Raw genomic sequence first — 15551 nt, 5'->3', positions numbered from 1 at the left:
GGCAGGCCCGGCAGGGAGGCCGAGCCGGGCCCAACGGCCCTCCGCCCGAGCGCACCCCCGTCCCCGATCCCAGCCCCACCCCCGTTTCCCCGCTCCGCCCCCGTACGAAATGCCGCACCCCTCCCCTCCCCATACGCTCGGTCCATGCCCCGCCGCCACATTCACGTGACCGGCGCAGCCGAGGCTCCGCTGCGGGCCGCCCTGCGCGCACTCCGTACCGAGCTCGGCGTCCCCGAGGACTTCCCGCCGGCCGTCCTCGCCGAGGCCGAGACCGTGGCCAAGAACCCCCGGCTCCCCTCGTACGACGCCACGGACCTGCCCTTCTTCACCGTGGACCCGCCCACCTCCACCGACCTCGACCAGGCCATGCACCTGGCCCGCCGGGCCGACGGCGGCTACCGCGTCCACTACGCCATCGCCGACGTCGCCGCCTTCGTCACCCCCGGCTCCGCCCTGGACACCGAGGCCCACCGGCGCGTGCTCACCCTCTACTTCCCCGACGGCAAGGTCCCCCTGCACCCCGCCGTACTCTCCGAGGGCGCCGCCAGCCTCCTCCCCGGCGAGCCCCGCCCCGCCCTCCTGTGGCGGATCGACCTGGACGCCGAGGGCCGCCGCGTCGCCACCGACGTCCGCCGCGCCCTCGTCCGCAGCCGCGCCAAACTCGACTACGCGGACGTGCAGCGGCGGATCGACACGGGTACGGCGGAGGAGCCGGTGGCCCTGCTCCGCGAGATCGGCCGCCTCCGCGAGACCCTCGAAGCGGAACGCGGCGGGATCTCCCTCAACGTCCCCGAACAGGAGATCGTCGAGCAGGACCACGCCTACTCCCTCGCCTACCGCGCACCGCTCCCCGCCGACGGCTGGAACGCCCAGATCTCCCTGCTCACCGGCATGGCCGCCGCCGACCTCATGACCGCGGCGGGCACCGGCATCCTGCGCACCCTCCCCACCGCCCCGGACGGCGCCGTCGCGCGGCTGCGCCGCTCCGCGCAGGCCCTCGGTGTCGACTGGCCGCACCACGTCTCGTACGCCGACGTCGTCCGCGCCGCCGACCCCACCGACCCGCGCCAGGCGGCGTTCCTCCAGGAGTGCACGTCCCTCCTGCGCGGCGCCGGGTACACGGTCTTCACCGACGGCCACATCCCCACCCCCGCGATGCACGCGGCCGTCGCCGACGAGTACACCCACTGCACCGCGCCCCTGCGCCGCCTCGTCGACCGGTACGCGGGCGAGCTGTGCGTGGCGGCGGTCGCGGGCGACGAACCGCCCGAGTGGGTACGGGCAGCCCTGCCCGCCCTCCCCGTCGAGATGGCCGCCGGTTCGCGCCGCGCCAACACGGTGGAGCGGGAGAGCGTCGACATCGTCGAGGCGGCCCTGCTGCGGGAACGGGTCGGCGAGGTCTTCGACGCGTACGTCATCGACGTGAAGGAACGCGAACCGGCGGTCGGCACCGTCCACCTGGACGACCCGGCGGTCGTCGCCCGCATCGAGGGAGGTACGACCCGGCTGCCGCTGGGCGAGTGGCTGCGGGTCAGGCTGGCGGAGGCGGACCCGGGGACGGCGAAGGCGCTGTTCGCGCCCGCGTGAGGGCCTTGGGCGGGGCGAGCGGGTCGCCGACGGCGGGGCCGGCGGAATCCCCGACGCCGCGGCAGGGTCAAGCGCGTGGCCCCCGGCGGGTAGCATGGTCGGCACGGCAGACGAGCCGGGCGGACGGCCGCGTGGAGATCCTCGGATCTTCCCGAGGAACGTCCGGGCTCCACAGAGCAGGGTGGTGGCTAACGGCCACCCGGGGTGACCCGCGGGACAGTGCCACAGAAAACAGACCGCCGGGGACTTCGGTCCCCGGTAAGGGTGAAACGGTGGTGTAAGAGACCACCAGCGCCTGAGGTGACTCAGGCGGCTAGGTAAACCCCACTCGGAGCAAGGTCAAGAGGGGACACCCCGGTGTCCCTGCGCGGATGTTCGAGGGCTGCTCGCCCGAGTCCGCGGGTAGACCGCAGGAGGCCGGCGGCAACGCCGGTCCTAGATGGATGGCCGTCGCCCCGACGACCGCGAGGTCCCGGGGCACAGAACCCGGCGTACAGCCCGACTCGTCTGTCGGTAAGCCGGAGAAGGGTCTCTGGCCAGGCATTTTGCCTGGTCAGGGGCCCTTTCGCGTTTCGGGCGGACGAGGGGGCTGCTCACTCTTTGTGACTATTCCTCGGTGTTCTCGGGTGCTGTGTGGCGATCGTGTGGCGGCGCTTCGGTCGTCTCCCGTGCGCTCCCAAGGCCCCGTCTGCCCGTCCAGTCACGCGGAAGAGTCCTGCCCCTGCGGCAGGGCCCTTTGCGTATCCGTGCACGTCTCGGGGGCGACCCGACGTCCCCTCGTGGATGGCGCGTGGTCAACCTCACGGGGCTGAAGGTCGGGATCGGCGTTCGATGAGCAGTTCGAACGCGTGTTCCATGGTTGGATTCGCGGACGTACGCATTTTGTTCGACTCTTGTTCGATTGATGGGCTGCCGTCCGGACGTAAGAGAACGAGCACGAGCCCAAGGGGGATCGTCGTGGGTGCACCACGTACTACTGACGCCGACGAGAACCGGCGTCCTGCCCGCAAGGCCCGTAAGGGGCGCCCTGCGGTCATCGCGACCGCCTGTGGCCTCACCTTCGTGAGCCTCGGCCTGCTCACGTCCGCGAGCCGGATGACCTATCAGCGGCACTTCGTCGAGGCCGAGGCGAGCGGTCGCGGCGCCCGCGAGCGCTTCGAGCGCCGTCGAGAACGCCGCCGACCTCCTGCGAGCGATCTCGGGCCCGCGCGAGGCGGCCGGCATCAAGCTCGGAGGCGCCGTGCGGGCCCAGGGCATCAAGGTCCTCGATGACGCCGGGCTCACCAGAGCCCAGGCCGCCGAGATCATCGACACCGGCGCACTGCCCGCCTCGCTCCGCTCTACGCTCTACGGCGCCGTCGAGGACGAACGGCGCCGCCCTGGGGCAAGTCGGACCGACGTGATGGACGAAGCCGTTCTGGACGCACTGGAGACCCTCGATGTGGTCGCGGTCGTGGGGCCCACGCCGGCGCCGTCCTTTGTGAGCGGCTCCGACAAGGGCAAGGGGCGCGACGAGCCCGCCAACCACGACGAAGGCTCTGGCAAGGACGCACGCGAACGTCCCGTGCAGCCGGGTTCCACGCCCGCAAGCAATCCGCGCGGCGTCGAGGCGAGCGACGACGGTTATAGCTACGGGGACGCGCTCGGCAGGCTGGTCGAGGCGATCAACCCGTTCCAGAGGTGGAGCGCCCCGTTGGCGAACATGCCTCCGCGAGATCGGGGCGCGGGTGCGGGGAGGGGCGCGCGATCGTGACGAGTGCCCCTCCCGTGTCGGTGGGTGCAAGTAGGGTTTCCGTGAACTTGGTGTGATCTCCTCGACGCGCGTCTCCGCGCGTCTCCGGCTGTGAGGGAAGCGACGAGCAGTGGCCACTTCGGTACATGACGTTCTCAGGAAGATCCGCGACGAGTCGGCCACGAACCGTGACCGCGGCACGCGCTTCGAGGAACTCATGGTCCAGTACCTGGGAGCCGACCCGGATTGGCGTGAGCAGTTCACCCAGGTGTGGATGTACGGCGACTGGCCAGGCGCGGAGCACGACAAGCGGGACGTCGGCATCGACCTGGTGGCCCAGGACCGGGAGACGGGCGGCTTCTGCGCCATCCAGTGCAAGTTCTACGAGCCGGAGCACACCGTCCAGAAGGCCGACCTCGACTCCTTCTTCACGGCCTCCGGCAAGGGTGGTTTCACCCGTCGCATGATCATCTCGACGACGGACAAGTGGGGCCAAAACGCCGAATCCGCGCTGGACGACCAACAGATCCCCGTCACCCGGCTCGGCCTCGCCGACATCGAGGCCAGCCCGGTCGACTGGCACCTTCCCACAGTCGCCGAGCGGGCTATCGAACTCAGCCTCCGGAAGAAGAAGACGCCGCGCCCGCACCAGGACGAGGCCATCAACGCGGTCTTCGAGGGCTTCGCCGCGCACCAGCGCGGCAAGCTCATCATGGCCTGCGGCACCGGTAAGACCTTCACCGGTTTGAAGATCGTCGAGCGGCTCCAGCAGGAGCGCGCGGAGCGCGGCGAGGGTGAGCACACCAACGTGCTGTTCCTCGTGCCGTCCATCGCGCTCCTCTCGCAGACCCTGCGGGAGTGGTCGTACGAGACCGAGACGCCGATGCGACGCTTCGCAATCTGCTCCGACATCAAGGTCGGCAAGCAGACGAAGAAGAACGACGAAGACAACACCGACATGTCGACGCACGACCTGGCGCTGCCCGCCACCACCAGTGCCACCAAGCTCATCGAGCAGGTGGCGAGTGTGGAGGCCGGCCCGGGACTGACGGTCGTCTTCTCGACCTACCAGTCCATCGACACCATCGCTCAGGCGCAGAAGGCTGGACTGCCGGAGTTCGACCTCATCCTGTGCGACGAGGCGCACCGCACCACCGGTGCCACCCTCACCCCGGGCGACGAGTCGAACTTCGTCAAGGTCCACGACAACGGCTACATCCGGGCTGATCGTCGCCTGTACATGACGGCGACCCCCCGCCTCTTCAGCGAGGACGTCAAGGCCGACGCCAAGAACTCCGAGACCGTCTTGTGTTCCATGGACGACGAGAGCCTCTACGGACCGGAGTTCCACCGCCTCGGCTTCGGCAAGGCCGTCGAACAGGGCCTGCTGACCGACTACAAGGTCCTCATCCTCACCATCGACGAGGGACAGATCGCCGAGTCCCTGCAACAGCAGCTCGCCGACGCGAACAACGAGCTGTCCCTGGACGACGCGGCGAAGATCGTCGGCTGCTGGAACGGACTGGCCAAGCGCACCGGCAAGCTCGCGGACGGCACCGGCTTCGAACCCGGCGAGGCGCCGATGAAGCGCGCCGTGGCCTTCGCTCGCAACATCAACGAGTCCAAAGAGCTCGCCAAGCGGTTCAGGGAGGTCGTCCAGGCGTACGACGGCGCCGACGAGGAGATCCTCGACTGCGACGTCGACCACGTCGACGGCACCTTCAACGCCCTGCGCCGCAACGACCTTCTCGACTGGCTCAAGCAGGACCCCGGCCCGGGCAAGGCCCGCATCCTCTCCAACGCCCGCTGCCTTTCCGAGGGCGTGGACGTGCCCGACCTGGACGCCGTCCTCTTCCTCCACCCCCGGAACTCCGTCGTGGATGTCGTCCAGTCCGTCGGCCGGGTCATGCGCCTGGCCGACGACAAGAAGTACGGCTACATCATCCTGCCCGTCGTCGTGCCGGCCGGAACGCCGCCGGAGAAGGCGCTCGCGGACAACCAGCGCTTCCGCACCGTCTGGCAGGTCCTCCAGGCCCTCCGCGCCCACGACGACCGCTTCAACGCCACCGTCAACCAGCTCGACCTGAACAACCGCCGCCCAGACAACATCATGGTTGCCGACGCCACCGGCGACCGAGAGTCCCTCAACGGCGAAGGCGACGGCACCGCGAACCAGGGAGAGGCCAGCGCCGCCCGCTACGTCCAGGGCATGCTCCACCTGGAGGACTGGCGCGACGCGATCTACGCACAGATCGTCAAGAAGGTCGGGCAGCGCCAGTACTGGGAGGACTGGGCCAAGGACATCGCCCAGATCGCCGAGCGCCACAAGGCCCGCATCCAGGCCGCCCTCGCCCTTCCGGACAAGCAGGCCGCCTTCGCCACGTTCCTCGGCGAGCTGCGCGCGAGCATAAACCCGGGCGTCACCGAGACCGACGCCATCGACATGCTCGCCCAGCACATCGTCACCAAGCCCGTCTTCGACGCGCTCTTCAAGGGCTACGCGTTCGCCGAACGCAACCCGGTCTCCCAGGCCATGCAGCGCATGCTCGACGTTTTGGAGGACCAGAGCCTCGACGACGAGGCCAAGACCCTCCAGGGCTTCTATGACTCCGTACGCGTACGGGCCGAGGGGATCGACAACCACGAGGGTCGCCAGCGCGTCATCATCGAGCTGTACGACAAGTTCTTCAAGACCGCCCTGCCCAAGACCGCCGATGCGCTGGGCATCGTCTACACCCCGGTCGAGGTCGTCGACTTCATCCTGCGCTCCACCGACCAGGCCCTCGCCAAGCACTTCGGCACCTCCCTGTCGGACGAGGGCGTCCACGTCCTCGATCCCTTCACCGGCACCGGCACGTTTATCGTCCGCCTGTTGCAGTCCGGCCTCATCAAGCCGGATGACCTGCTGCGCAAGTACGTCAGCGAACTCCACGCCAACGAGATCGTGCTGCTCGCCTACTACATTGCTGCGGTCAACATCGAAGCCGCCTTCGAGGACATGCGCGGATCGGAGGAGTACACGCCCTTCGAGGGCATCGTCCTGACCGATACCTTCCAGCTCGCCGAGGGTCACGCGGACCGCCTCTTCGGGGCCCTGGAGGGCAACAACGAGCGTGTTCGCAAGCAGCAGGCGCAGGACATCCGGGTCATCATCGGCAACCCGCCGTACTCGGTGGGTCAGGACAGCCAGAACGACGACAACCAGAACCTCAAGTACGAGGCCCTGGACCGTCGCATCCAGACCACCTACGCCGCCCGCTCCACGGCGACCAACAAGAACTCGCTGTACGACTCCTACATCCGGGCCATCCGCTGGGCCTCGGACCGAATCAAGGACGAGGGCATCGTCGCCTACGTTTCTAACGGCGGCTACATCGACGGCAACACCGCCGATGGCCTGCGCTTGTCCCTGGTGGACGAGTTCGACGCGATCTACTGCTACAACCTGCGAGGCAACCAGCGCACGGCCGGCGAGCTGGCCCGCAGGGAGGGAGGCAAGGTCTTCGGCTCAGGAAGCCGCAGCACAGTTGCCGTCCTGATCCTCGTCAAGGGCGGAACTGCGGCGGGGACGGGCGAAGGCTGCCAGCTGTACTACCGAGACATCGGTGACTACCTCAGCCGCGAGGACAAGCTCCGCATCGTGGCTGGCCAAGACCTCGACACCGTGGAATGGCGGCAGATCCCTCCGAGTCCCGAGGGCGACTGGATCAACCAGCGCGACGAACGGTTCGCGACGTTCCGGCCACTCGGTGACAAGACTGCGAAGGGCCAGAACGCGGGGCTCTTCGATGCGTACTCGCCAGGGCTCCAGACCAACCGTGATGCCTGGGTCTACAACTACTCGGCTGAGCGCGTGCACGAGAACATGCGCAGCATGATCGACGTATATGACGGTCAGATGAAGGACTTCCAGCAACGCGGGTCTACCGCAGCGGGCCCTCTGGTCAAGCAGGCAGAGGACTTCATTGACCGAGACCCTCGCCGGATCAGCTGGTCTTCCAGCCTCATCATGAAGCTGGCGCAGGGGAAGAAGATCGAGTACGACGCAGACCGTGTGGTCACAGGCACGTACCGGCCCTTCAGCCGTCAAGCTGTCTACTTCGACCGAGACCTGAATCACCGCCCCGGCAAGCTGCCTCAACTATTTCCGACACCGGAGCACGAGAACCTCGGCTTCTACGTCAACGGGTTCCACGCCACCGCAGAGTTCGCGGTTCTGGCCACAGACCTTCCCCCCTGTCTGGACGTTTTCGGCAAGGGCGGATACTTCTTCGCGCGCCACACCTACCGCGAGCGGAGCGCCGGAGACGACCTTTTCGCTTCTGCCGAAGGCGATGACACCGGCTACGAGCGGGTCGACAACATCACCGACGCGGCCCTCCGCGACTACCGCACGACGTACGCCGACGACACCGTCACCAAGGACGACATCTTCTACTACACCTACGGTCTGCTCCACTCCCAGGAATACAAGGACGCCTTCGGGGCAGACCTGAAGAAGTCGCTCCCCCGCATCCCCAAGGTGCGCGACTTCCGTGGCTTCGCCGAAGCCGGCCGGAAGCTCGCCGAGCTGCACGTGGGCTACGAGACCGTGGCGCCGTACGGCGGGATCGTGGAACAGATCAGCGGGAGCGCGGACACCGCGCCCTCGGAGCTGTTCCGGGTGACGAAGATGAAGATGCTCAAGAAGCAGAACGAGGTGGACAAGTCCACGATCGTCTACAACAGCCGGGTCACGCTCTCCAACATCCCGGAGGAGGCGTACCGCTACCAGCTCGGCGCGCGTTCTGCGATCGAGTGGATCATCGACCGGTATCAGGTCAAGGTCGACAAGGCTAGCGGCATCGTCAACGACCCCAACGACTGGTCGGACGACCCGCGTTACATCGTGGACCTGCTCCTGCGGATCGTGACCGTCAGCCTGGAGACGGTGAAGATTGTGGACGGGCTTCCCCCGCTGGACATCCTGGAGTAGAGGAAGATCGGATCCCCTGTCGGCCACTCGCAACGGGTGGCCGACAGGGGGATGCCGCGCCGGCTACCGCACCCGGGCCTGGACGATCAGCGTGCCCAGGTTCTCAGGGTCGGGGGCTTCCAGCACACGTGCTTCGGTTTCCAGGAAGCCGTAGTTCATCAGGATGCCGTGCCACATCTCCTCGGAGTAGGCCCACCGTTGGACCGGCAGGACCTTGCCCGTGAAGCCGTTGCCGTACATGCCCTGGGCGCCGTAGCAGCCGTCGACGGCCGGTGCCTGGGAGAAGACCAGGACGCCGCCGGGGTTGAGGCGCTCGCGGATGGCGGGCAGGAGGCGGCGGGGGTCGGTGAACCAGAAGGCGCCCCAGACCGAGTAGACGGCGTCGTACGTCTCTTCGGTGGTGGTCAGGAAGTCGACGGCCTCGCGGAGGTGGAAGCGGGCTCCCTCGATGTCGCTCCAGCGTTCCTCGGCGTACCGGATCTGGACGGGGGAGAGGTCGATGCCCGTGGCGGCGATGCCCTTGCGGGCGAGGTAGGCGACCTCGTTTCCGCTGCCGCAGCCCAGTTCCAGAGCGCTCTCGGGCTGGCAGAGCAGTTCTTCGGCGGGGCCGTGGTAGTCGTACTGCGTCCAGCAGAACCCCTTGTCGATGGAGTCCCGCACCGAGCCGATCTTCGTCACGGCTTCGGTCGCGTAGCGATCCCAGTAGTTCTCAACGCTCATGTGGCGATGTTCCTCGTTGGAGTGGGTGTTGAGCATCCGTACCGTCCGGCTCCGACGACACCGCACGTTACTCGCCCGGCTCTCCGATCGGGTCGGTGATGCCGGTTCTTCCCCCCGAACGTGACGGCCGGGGCCGCCCCGAAGGACGACCCCGGCTTCGTGTCCCCGCCGGTCAGTGGCAGCTCGTGCCCTGGGCGCAGGGGGAGCACTTCGACGAGTCGCGCTCCCACAGCGGCCAGTCCACCTCGAACCCGTGCTGCTCGACGACGGCCGCGGTCCGCATGACGGTGCCGTCGGCCTTGCGGTCGATCTCGGGGATGTGGTGGAGGAACTGCCCGTTGTTGTACTTCTCGCAGAACGCGGCGTAGTTCGCCGTGTCGAGGATGAGCGTGTGCACGGCCACGTCGACGAGTTCGCCGCAGCCGAGTTCCAGACCCTCGCCCATGGCCTCCATGGCGGTGATCAGGTACGCGACGGCCTGGCCGAGGAGCCGGCCCGCCATCACGCTGTCCATGAGGTAGTCGCGGGTCAGGAGCTTGATCTCCCGGTCCCAGATCTCCTCGCCCAGCAGTTCCTTCGGATCGCGTACCGCTACTGCCGTACCCATACGGGGCACCTCCAGTTCGAACGGATCTTGCGGGACCCTCCCCGTCCGTCGGATGCGGTTTCGTCGGAGCAGACGACGAACGGGGAGGGGACTTGCTCCCGCCTTGGCAGGACCCTCCGGCCGCTGGGCCGTGGGGCGGATGTCGACTGCCGAGGCGGGGTGTCGTGGGGCGGCTCGCTCAGCCGCTGAGCCGGTACCGGACGGCACCCGCCATCGAGGTGAAGTCGAGCTGCCGGTACGCGAGGACAGGCGTGTCCACGGTGTACGGCTCGCGGTCCTTGAAGCGCAGCACCTTCGCGCCGGCCCTGGCCGTGCACATGTCCTCGATGGCGTAGTACACGCCGTCGAAGGGGACCATGTCGCCGATCCTCAACTGGGACGGGTGGCGGAGTTCGCCCACTGTGCCGAGCGGCCCCGGAGGAACCCTCTGGCCTGTCTCCGTCACGAGTCGTCGCCGCTCGCGTAGGTGTGGATTTCCTCCTGCGTGCAGTGGTCGCGCACCCATCGGGCAAGGTCGTACGCCTCGCTCGACCGCAGGGCGATGTGGACGGTGCCGTGCCCCTGGACGATCTCGCCCGGGAACACGTCGCCGGGGAGCCGCATGATCTGAAGTGCCTGCCGCACTTCGGGTACGGCGTTCAAGGCGATGGTCCGGGTGGAGTCCTGCGGGGTTCTGACCACTACATCCATTGCTTCCCCTCGGCGTCACGTGGCGTGGCTTCACGAACGACGTTAGGGCGGACTCCCGCCAACTCCCAAGAAGATTGCGCGAGTTTGCGGCAACACAGTTGACGGGCTCGAACGACTCGCCGACCATCGAGGACATCGCGCAAACCTGAGCAAGGATGCGGACGGGAGAACCACCATGAAGCTACGGTTCCTTGGGAAGAACTCCACCCCGGGAGACAGCCCCACCCTGTACGCCAGCGACCAGGACAGTTACGTCGTGCAGGGCTGGAAGGTCCTCGCGGCTGATCTGCTCATGCGGCTCGACGTGCCGGACGGCCACACGGTCGTCGAGGTCCCGACCGAGCTGTTCGAGCACCTGACCAAGGACGGTCTGCCGGCCGGCGAGATCAAGAACTACGAGCCCCCGATCATGCTGGTGACGGAACAGGGAACATGCCTCGTTCAGGGGCCGCAGATGCACGACCCCGAGGCCCTGAGCCAGATGCGGATGCCCGACTACGAGACCTGCGTCGAGGTCCCCAAATCCTCGATCACGGCCCTACTGGAGGAGAGCAGTGGAGCTGATCACCAGCGCCCAGCGTGACGAGCTGTTCGGCAGCTTCGTGCGTGACGCGTTCCATCTGGAGCTGAGGGACGACTACGGCTCCCCCATCGAGGACACGCCGTATGCCCGCTGGCAGCGGGGAGAGTCCGACGACTACGCGTGGTTGGATCCGTGGATGACGCTCATGAAGCGTGTCTCGGGGGAGGGCAAGTCCGTGCGCCGCGTCCGCGTCGTCACGGAGCCGCACTCCCCGTACGTCGGGTGGGAACACTCCCTGACGCGCCTCAACACGGAGGCCGGCGAGGATATCCGATGGCTGCCTCGGCACCGGCTGCCCGAAGGCATCACCTTCCCCGTGGCGGGCAACGACTGGTGGCTCTTCGACGACCGGCTCCTCGCCGTGGGGCACTTCGACGCAGAGGGCCGGGTCCTGGGCTCGGAGCTGGTCACGGCCCCCGAGACCGTGGCGGAGTGCGTCCGCGTACGGGACCGGCTCTGGTCCCTCGCCGTCCCTCACCCCGAGTACAAGCCCTGATCCATCAGTGAGCACTGAAGCACAGGCACAGCGAGAAGCGTTGGGTGCCCGGCTGCGAGGATTCCGCAAGGACGCGGGCTACTCAAGCGGTCGGGCATTCGCCGCCGCGACCGGGTGGCAGGAGTCGAAGGTCTCCCGGATCGAGAACGGGCGGCAGAACGCCAGCGAGGACGACATCCGCGTCTGGTGCGAGCTGACCCACACCCAGGACCAGGCCGGCGACCTGATCGCCACCGTCCGGCACATTGAGGAACTGTGGCTGGAGTGGCGCCGTCAGCTCCAGTCCGGGGCGGAGCCCCGGCAGCGCAAGGCACTCCCGGTCTACGCGAGGACCAAGGTCTTCCGCATCTGGCATCCCACCGTGGTCTGGGGCACTCTCCAGACGGCCGAGTACGCCGCCGAGACCTTCCGTCAGGTCGTCGACTACTACGAGATCCCCGACGACGTCGACGCCGCCGTGGCCAAGCGGATGGAACGTCAGCAGTACCTCTACAGGGGCGACCGGATCTTCAACGTCCTCCTCGCCGAGCAGGCTCTCTACACCAACTTCGGCGGACCGGACGTGATGCGAGGCCAGCTCGACCGCCTCCTCGCCGTCATGTCCCTTCCCCGCATGAGCCTCGGGCTCATCCCGGCACGAGCGCCGATGCACATCTGGCCGGGCAACTCCTTCTCCATGTTCGACAGCAAGCTCGTTCTCGTGGAGACCTACTCGGCGGAGTTCTCCGTCACGCAGCCTCGCGAGATCGCGCTCTACGCCAAGGCGTTCGACCTGCTGAAGCGGTCCGCCGTGTACGGGCAGCCCGCGAGAGCGCTGATCGCCCAGGCTCTTGCGCGGCTGGACGGCTGACGGCGGCCCGAAGGGCCCCGCTCAGGCTGTGGCTTCTGCCTCCTCACCTTGCGTAGCCATGAAAGTAGCCATGGAAGTGCCCACTCCGCCTGTTCGTGCAGGTCATAGCGTTGCGGTGACTGTCCCCGGCGTACAGCCCGACTCGTCTGTCGGCCCACGGGGGAGGAGCCCCGCCGCACCCGGAAACGGGAGTGCGGCGGGGCTCTTTCTCGTCGTGGCCTCGGGGTGCGTGTGTCAGGGGCGGTGGACCTCGAAGTGGAAGCAGCCGTATTCGACGGCGCGGATGTGGACCAGGGAGACCTTCGGGTCGGTGAAGGCTTCCGTGAGGGCTTCGTCGAAGCCCTGCGCGGTGGCTTCCGGGATTTCCAGGAGGCGGCCTCCGACGATCCGGCCCGCCGCGTCGTAGCGGCGGAGGGTGCGCAGTGCGCCCGCGCGGGCGAAGGGGTACGTCTCCGAGGGGGCCGGGCCGCCGCACTCCTCGGCGTGGACGAAGACCGGGCCCTGCTCGTCGTAGGCGCCCGGCTCCGCCCCCGTCTCGGCCGCCCAGCGCCGCAGCGGCGCGTACGAGACGAGCGCGATCCGCTCGCCGGGGGCCGAGAGGCGCAGGCAGCAGCGCAGTGGCGCCCCGCCCTCGGGGTCGTCGTACGGCGCACACGCCCGCCCGGCGTCGTCGGTGACCCGCAGCTGGGCGAGGGTGGTGGGAGCGATGGGGCGGGCCGTGTAGGCGGTGGGGTGGACGGTGGCCGTCGTTTCGGTGCTCATACGGCCAGGGTCGCGTCCCCGCCGGCCCCGCGCTGGCGCATTTCGGACGGAGCGGTCCGGGCGGTCGGGGCGGCGAGGGCCGATACGGCGGCCATGGCGGACAGGATCTGACCTCTTTCGGTGTCAGGGTGGGGCCGTGGGCGGAGGCGTCCGCCTCTGGTCTCCGCCCCCTCATCCGCAACGACCGCCACGAACGGAGCACCCCGATGAGCCGTCACTTCCAGGTCACCTTCGACGCCCACGACCCGCGCGCCCTGTCCTCCTTCTGGCGTGACGCCCTCGGGTACGTCCATCCCGGACCGCCCGGGGTCGAAGTTCCCGAGGGTGCCGACCCGTTGGCCGCCTGGGACGACTTCCTCGCGCGGATCGGCGTACCCGAGGAGCAGCGCAATTCGAGGTCGGCCATCGAGGACCCCGAAGGGAAGGGTCCGCGCGTCTTCTTCCAGCAGGTGCCGGAGGACAAGGTCGCCAAGAACCGGGTCCACCTCGACGTCCGGGCGGCTCCCGGACTGGCCGGCGAGGAGCGGATGGCGGCCCTGGAGGCCGAGTGCGAGCGGCTCGTCGCACTGGGCGCCGCACGGATGCGGCGGTTCGAGCCCGAGCCTCCGCTGAGCGCGGGGTCCATCGTGATGACCGACCCCGAGGGCAACGAGTTCTGCCTCGACTGACGCGGGCGGCTCCACCGGGGCCGTGGTCAGTCGATGACCTCGATCCTCCAGAAGGGCTCGCGGTCGTCCGTACGGACGAAGACGCGCTTCGGGAGCAGCGAGCGGTCCTCGAACAGATCACGGCCCAGGGCCAGGCCGTTCCGGTCGATCAGATACGTCCCGTCCCGGAGGTCCGCGAGCGAGGTGACCGTGGTGGCGCCGTCCGCGTCCACGCGCTGGAGGCGCCAGACGGAGGCGGGGGATTCGTCGGGGCGTACGGCCGCCGGGGCGCGGTCCGTGCCCTCCGCGACGACGGTGTCCTCCGTGCCCTTCGCGGTCAGGCGGAAGCCCTGGTCCTCCCGGGTGACCAGCCATTCCGCCGCCCTCGCGGGGTCGACGAGGAAGCCGACCAGGGCTCCGTCCTCGACCCCGACCGGGGCGCCCTTCGCGTACAGCTTGACGATCTTGCCGGCGTTCGGCATCGCTCCTCCTTGGGTGGGTGCGGGTGCGGCAGATACCCGAGCCTGCCCGGACGGCCCTGCGCGAGGGCGGTGAACACGCAGGTCATAGGCTGTGTGGCGCTGAGATGTCCTCAGGGAGGGGAAGGTTCCGCGCGTCGTGGAGCAGGATCGGGACGGTGGCAGAGGTCGTGGCGGAGGCCATGACGGAGATGGGAGTGGGGCTCGGGGTGGGGACCGGGACCGGGCTCGTGACGGGGTCTCGTCCGGCGAACCGCCGGGGGTTTCGCTGAGCAAGGACGGCGGGGCGGCGGTGGGACCGGAGGGACCGGCTCGACCGGGGGGCTCGGCCGGATCCGGCGGGTCCGGCGGTGAGCGGTGGTGGCGGCAGCCCGGGTTCGTCATCTTCTGTCTGTTCCTGATGCCGCCGGTCGGCATCGTGCTCGCCTGGCGGACCCGGTGGGCGCCGGGCCGGAAGGTGCTCGCCACCGTGCTGTCGGGCGTCTGGTTCGTGGCCGTGGGCACCAGTGATCCGCCGGCGGACAGGCCCGCGGTCGCCGAAGCGAAGCCGGCCGGGGAGTTCCCGACGGGCTTCGCGCCGTACACCCCGCCCACCCCGACCCCGACCCCCACCGTGCGGCGGGTCGTCGACGACTACTCCGGGCAGAACCTGGAGACGGCGTCGCGCGCGGCATACGAGGCCGGGTTCCGGACGCGGTCGCACGACGCGACCGAGAACGACAAGATGCAGCTCGTGGACGGCAACTGGAAGGTCTGCTTCCAGGAGCCGGCGGCGGGGGAGACGGTGACGGCCGAGAAGGGGCGGCGGAGCAGGATCGAGTTCGCCGTGGTCGAGAAGAGCAGCCCCTGCCCCGCGCGGGACGGTGCGGCCGTGGTGTTCCCCAAGGTGCCGGACGTCGTCGGCAAGACCTTCGCCAAGGGGTCGGCGGAGCTGCGCGCGGTGGGCTTCACGGAGTTCCGGGGCACCTCCGTGTACACGGACGTGGACCTGGCGGCCCGTCACGAGGACTGGCGGATCTGCTTCCAGGACCCGGAGGCCGGCGAGGACGTGGAGCGTCCCACGTACACCACCGTACGCCTCTCCCTGGCCCGCCCCGGTCTCTCCTGCCCGAGCGAGGAATACGCCCACCTGAACCCGGACCCGGACCCGGACCGCCACGGAACCGGCACCGGCAGCGGGTCCGGAAGCGGCAGCGGGAGCGGGAGCGGTTCGGGAGGCTCCGGCGGCGGTTCGGCGTACTACAAGAACTGCGACGCCGTCCGCGCCGCCGGCAGGGCCCCGATCTACCGAGGCGAGCCCGGGTACCGCTCGGGCCTCGACCGCGACAACGACGGCAAGGCCTGCGACTGGTCCTGACCGGGCGCCGGGCGCCTTCGGCGCACGCGAGCCGGTCCACGAGCGGGCCCTCGCGCCGACGCGGGG

General features: G+C 68.9%; 14 protein-coding genes and 1 other RNA gene. 9 read left to right on the top strand and 6 right to left on the bottom strand.

From position 1 onward, the window contains the following. Window positions 1-144 precede the first annotated feature (144 nt). The 4 genes from ABT154_RS15705 (at window position 145) to ABT154_RS15690 (ending at window position 8294) form a co-directional block, all read left to right on the top strand. Complete coding sequence (locus tag ABT154_RS15705; protein WP_351857390.1) at window positions 145-1587, top strand: RNB domain-containing ribonuclease; 1443 nt, start codon at window positions 145-147, stop codon at window positions 1585-1587. Window positions 1588-1698: 111 nt separating this feature from the next. Then, window positions 1699-2097: RNase P RNA component class A (gene rnpB / locus ABT154_RS15700), an RNA gene on the top strand. A 730-nt stretch (window positions 2098-2827) separates the two neighbouring features. Beyond that, window positions 2828-3340, top strand: coding sequence for a hypothetical protein (locus ABT154_RS15695; RefSeq protein WP_351857389.1), 513 nt, complete (start codon window positions 2828-2830; stop codon window positions 3338-3340). A gap of 109 nt (window positions 3341-3449) precedes the next feature. Beyond that, on the top strand, window positions 3450-8294 hold the full coding sequence (locus ABT154_RS15690; protein WP_351857388.1) for a DEAD/DEAH box helicase: 4845 nt from the start codon (window positions 3450-3452) through the stop codon (window positions 8292-8294). A gap of 63 nt (window positions 8295-8357) precedes the next feature. Here the strand turns inward: ABT154_RS15690 and ABT154_RS15685 are convergent, their stop codons facing one another. The 4 genes from ABT154_RS15685 to ABT154_RS15670 form a co-directional block, all read right to left on the bottom strand. Then, the gene (locus tag ABT154_RS15685; RefSeq protein WP_351857387.1) at window positions 8358-9014 is read right to left on the bottom strand and encodes a class I SAM-dependent methyltransferase; all 657 of its coding nucleotides are present in this window, start codon (window positions 9012-9014) and stop codon (window positions 8358-8360) included. 172 nt (window positions 9015-9186) lie between these two features. Next, window positions 9187-9621: a glycine-rich domain-containing protein gene (locus ABT154_RS15680; protein WP_351857386.1), complete on the bottom strand. Its 435-nt coding sequence runs from the start codon at window positions 9619-9621 to the stop codon at window positions 9187-9189. Window positions 9622-9799: 178 nt separating this feature from the next. Next, a complete protein-coding gene (locus ABT154_RS15675; protein WP_351857385.1) occupies window positions 9800-9979 on the bottom strand; it encodes a hypothetical protein in 180 nt (59 codons plus the stop codon). Window positions 9980-10062: 83 nt separating this feature from the next. Further along, a complete protein-coding gene (locus ABT154_RS15670; protein ID WP_351857384.1) occupies window positions 10063-10311 on the bottom strand; it encodes a hypothetical protein in 249 nt (82 codons plus the stop codon). A 175-nt stretch (window positions 10312-10486) separates the two neighbouring features. Between ABT154_RS15670 and ABT154_RS15665 the strand changes: the two genes are divergently transcribed. From ABT154_RS15665 to ABT154_RS15655, 3 genes are read left to right on the top strand one after another with little or no spacing between them, the layout of a single operon-like run. After that, a complete protein-coding gene (locus ABT154_RS15665) occupies window positions 10487-10894 on the top strand; it encodes a hypothetical protein (protein ID WP_351857383.1) in 408 nt (135 codons plus the stop codon). Continuing rightward, window positions 10866-11390, top strand: coding sequence for a DUF6879 family protein (locus ABT154_RS15660; RefSeq protein ID WP_351857382.1), 525 nt, complete (start codon window positions 10866-10868; stop codon window positions 11388-11390). Before ABT154_RS15665 ends, ABT154_RS15660 begins: the two co-directional genes overlap by 29 nt. A gap of 7 nt (window positions 11391-11397) precedes the next feature. After that, entirely contained in the window at window positions 11398-12240 is an 843-nt protein-coding gene (locus tag ABT154_RS15655) for a helix-turn-helix domain-containing protein (protein ID WP_351857381.1), read from the top strand. A 234-nt stretch (window positions 12241-12474) separates the two neighbouring features. Here ABT154_RS15655 and ABT154_RS15650 read toward each other — a convergent pair whose 3' ends face one another. Continuing rightward, the gene (locus tag ABT154_RS15650) at window positions 12475-13002 is read right to left on the bottom strand and encodes a DUF1203 domain-containing protein (RefSeq protein ID WP_351857380.1); all 528 of its coding nucleotides are present in this window, start codon (window positions 13000-13002) and stop codon (window positions 12475-12477) included. 206 nt (window positions 13003-13208) lie between these two features. Here ABT154_RS15650 and ABT154_RS15645 point away from each other — a divergent pair, with 206 nt between their 5' ends. Beyond that, window positions 13209-13670: a VOC family protein gene (locus ABT154_RS15645; RefSeq protein WP_351857379.1), complete on the top strand. Its 462-nt coding sequence runs from the start codon at window positions 13209-13211 to the stop codon at window positions 13668-13670. 26 nt (window positions 13671-13696) lie between these two features. Here the strand turns inward: ABT154_RS15645 and ABT154_RS15640 are convergent, their stop codons facing one another. Continuing rightward, window positions 13697-14131: a ricin-type beta-trefoil lectin domain protein gene (locus ABT154_RS15640; RefSeq protein ID WP_351857378.1), complete on the bottom strand. Its 435-nt coding sequence runs from the start codon at window positions 14129-14131 to the stop codon at window positions 13697-13699. A gap of 289 nt (window positions 14132-14420) precedes the next feature. Here ABT154_RS15640 and ABT154_RS15635 point away from each other — a divergent pair, with 289 nt between their 5' ends. Then, window positions 14421-15485 carry an excalibur calcium-binding domain-containing protein gene (locus ABT154_RS15635; RefSeq protein WP_351857377.1) on the top strand — a complete coding sequence of 355 codons (1065 nt, stop codon included), beginning with the start codon at window positions 14421-14423 and terminating at the stop codon, window positions 15483-15485. The last annotated feature ends 66 nt before the right edge of the window (window positions 15486-15551 follow it).

It is taken from the genome of Streptomyces sp. NPDC001728 (assembly GCF_040297565.1).
Classification (GTDB): Bacteria; Actinomycetota; Actinomycetes; order Streptomycetales; family Streptomycetaceae; genus Streptomyces.
This window is presented reverse-complemented; position numbering and strand designations above follow the sequence as displayed.

What these genes read in the sequence shown, in the direction of transcription:
- ABT154_RS15705 (WP_351857390.1), top strand. Translation starts at nt 145, where the DNA reads ATGCCCCGCCGCCACATTCACGTGACCGGCGCAGCCGAGGCTCCGCTG.
- ABT154_RS15685 (WP_351857387.1), bottom strand. Translation starts at nt 9,014, where the DNA reads ATGAGCGTTGAGAACTACTGGGATCGCTACGCGACCGAAGCCGTGACG.
- ABT154_RS15680 (WP_351857386.1), bottom strand. Translation starts at nt 9,621, where the DNA reads ATGGGTACGGCAGTAGCGGTACGCGATCCGAAGGAACTGCTGGGCGAG.
- ABT154_RS15675 (WP_351857385.1), bottom strand. Translation starts at nt 9,979, where the DNA reads ATGGTCCCCTTCGACGGCGTGTACTACGCCATCGAGGACATGTGCACG.
- ABT154_RS15670 (WP_351857384.1), bottom strand. Translation starts at nt 10,311, where the DNA reads ATGGATGTAGTGGTCAGAACCCCGCAGGACTCCACCCGGACCATCGCC.
- ABT154_RS15665 (WP_351857383.1), top strand. Translation starts at nt 10,487, where the DNA reads ATGAAGCTACGGTTCCTTGGGAAGAACTCCACCCCGGGAGACAGCCCC.
- ABT154_RS15650 (WP_351857380.1), bottom strand. Translation starts at nt 13,002, where the DNA reads ATGAGCACCGAAACGACGGCCACCGTCCACCCCACCGCCTACACGGCC.
- ABT154_RS15645 (WP_351857379.1), top strand. Translation starts at nt 13,209, where the DNA reads ATGAGCCGTCACTTCCAGGTCACCTTCGACGCCCACGACCCGCGCGCC.
- ABT154_RS15640 (WP_351857378.1), bottom strand. Translation starts at nt 14,131, where the DNA reads ATGCCGAACGCCGGCAAGATCGTCAAGCTGTACGCGAAGGGCGCCCCG.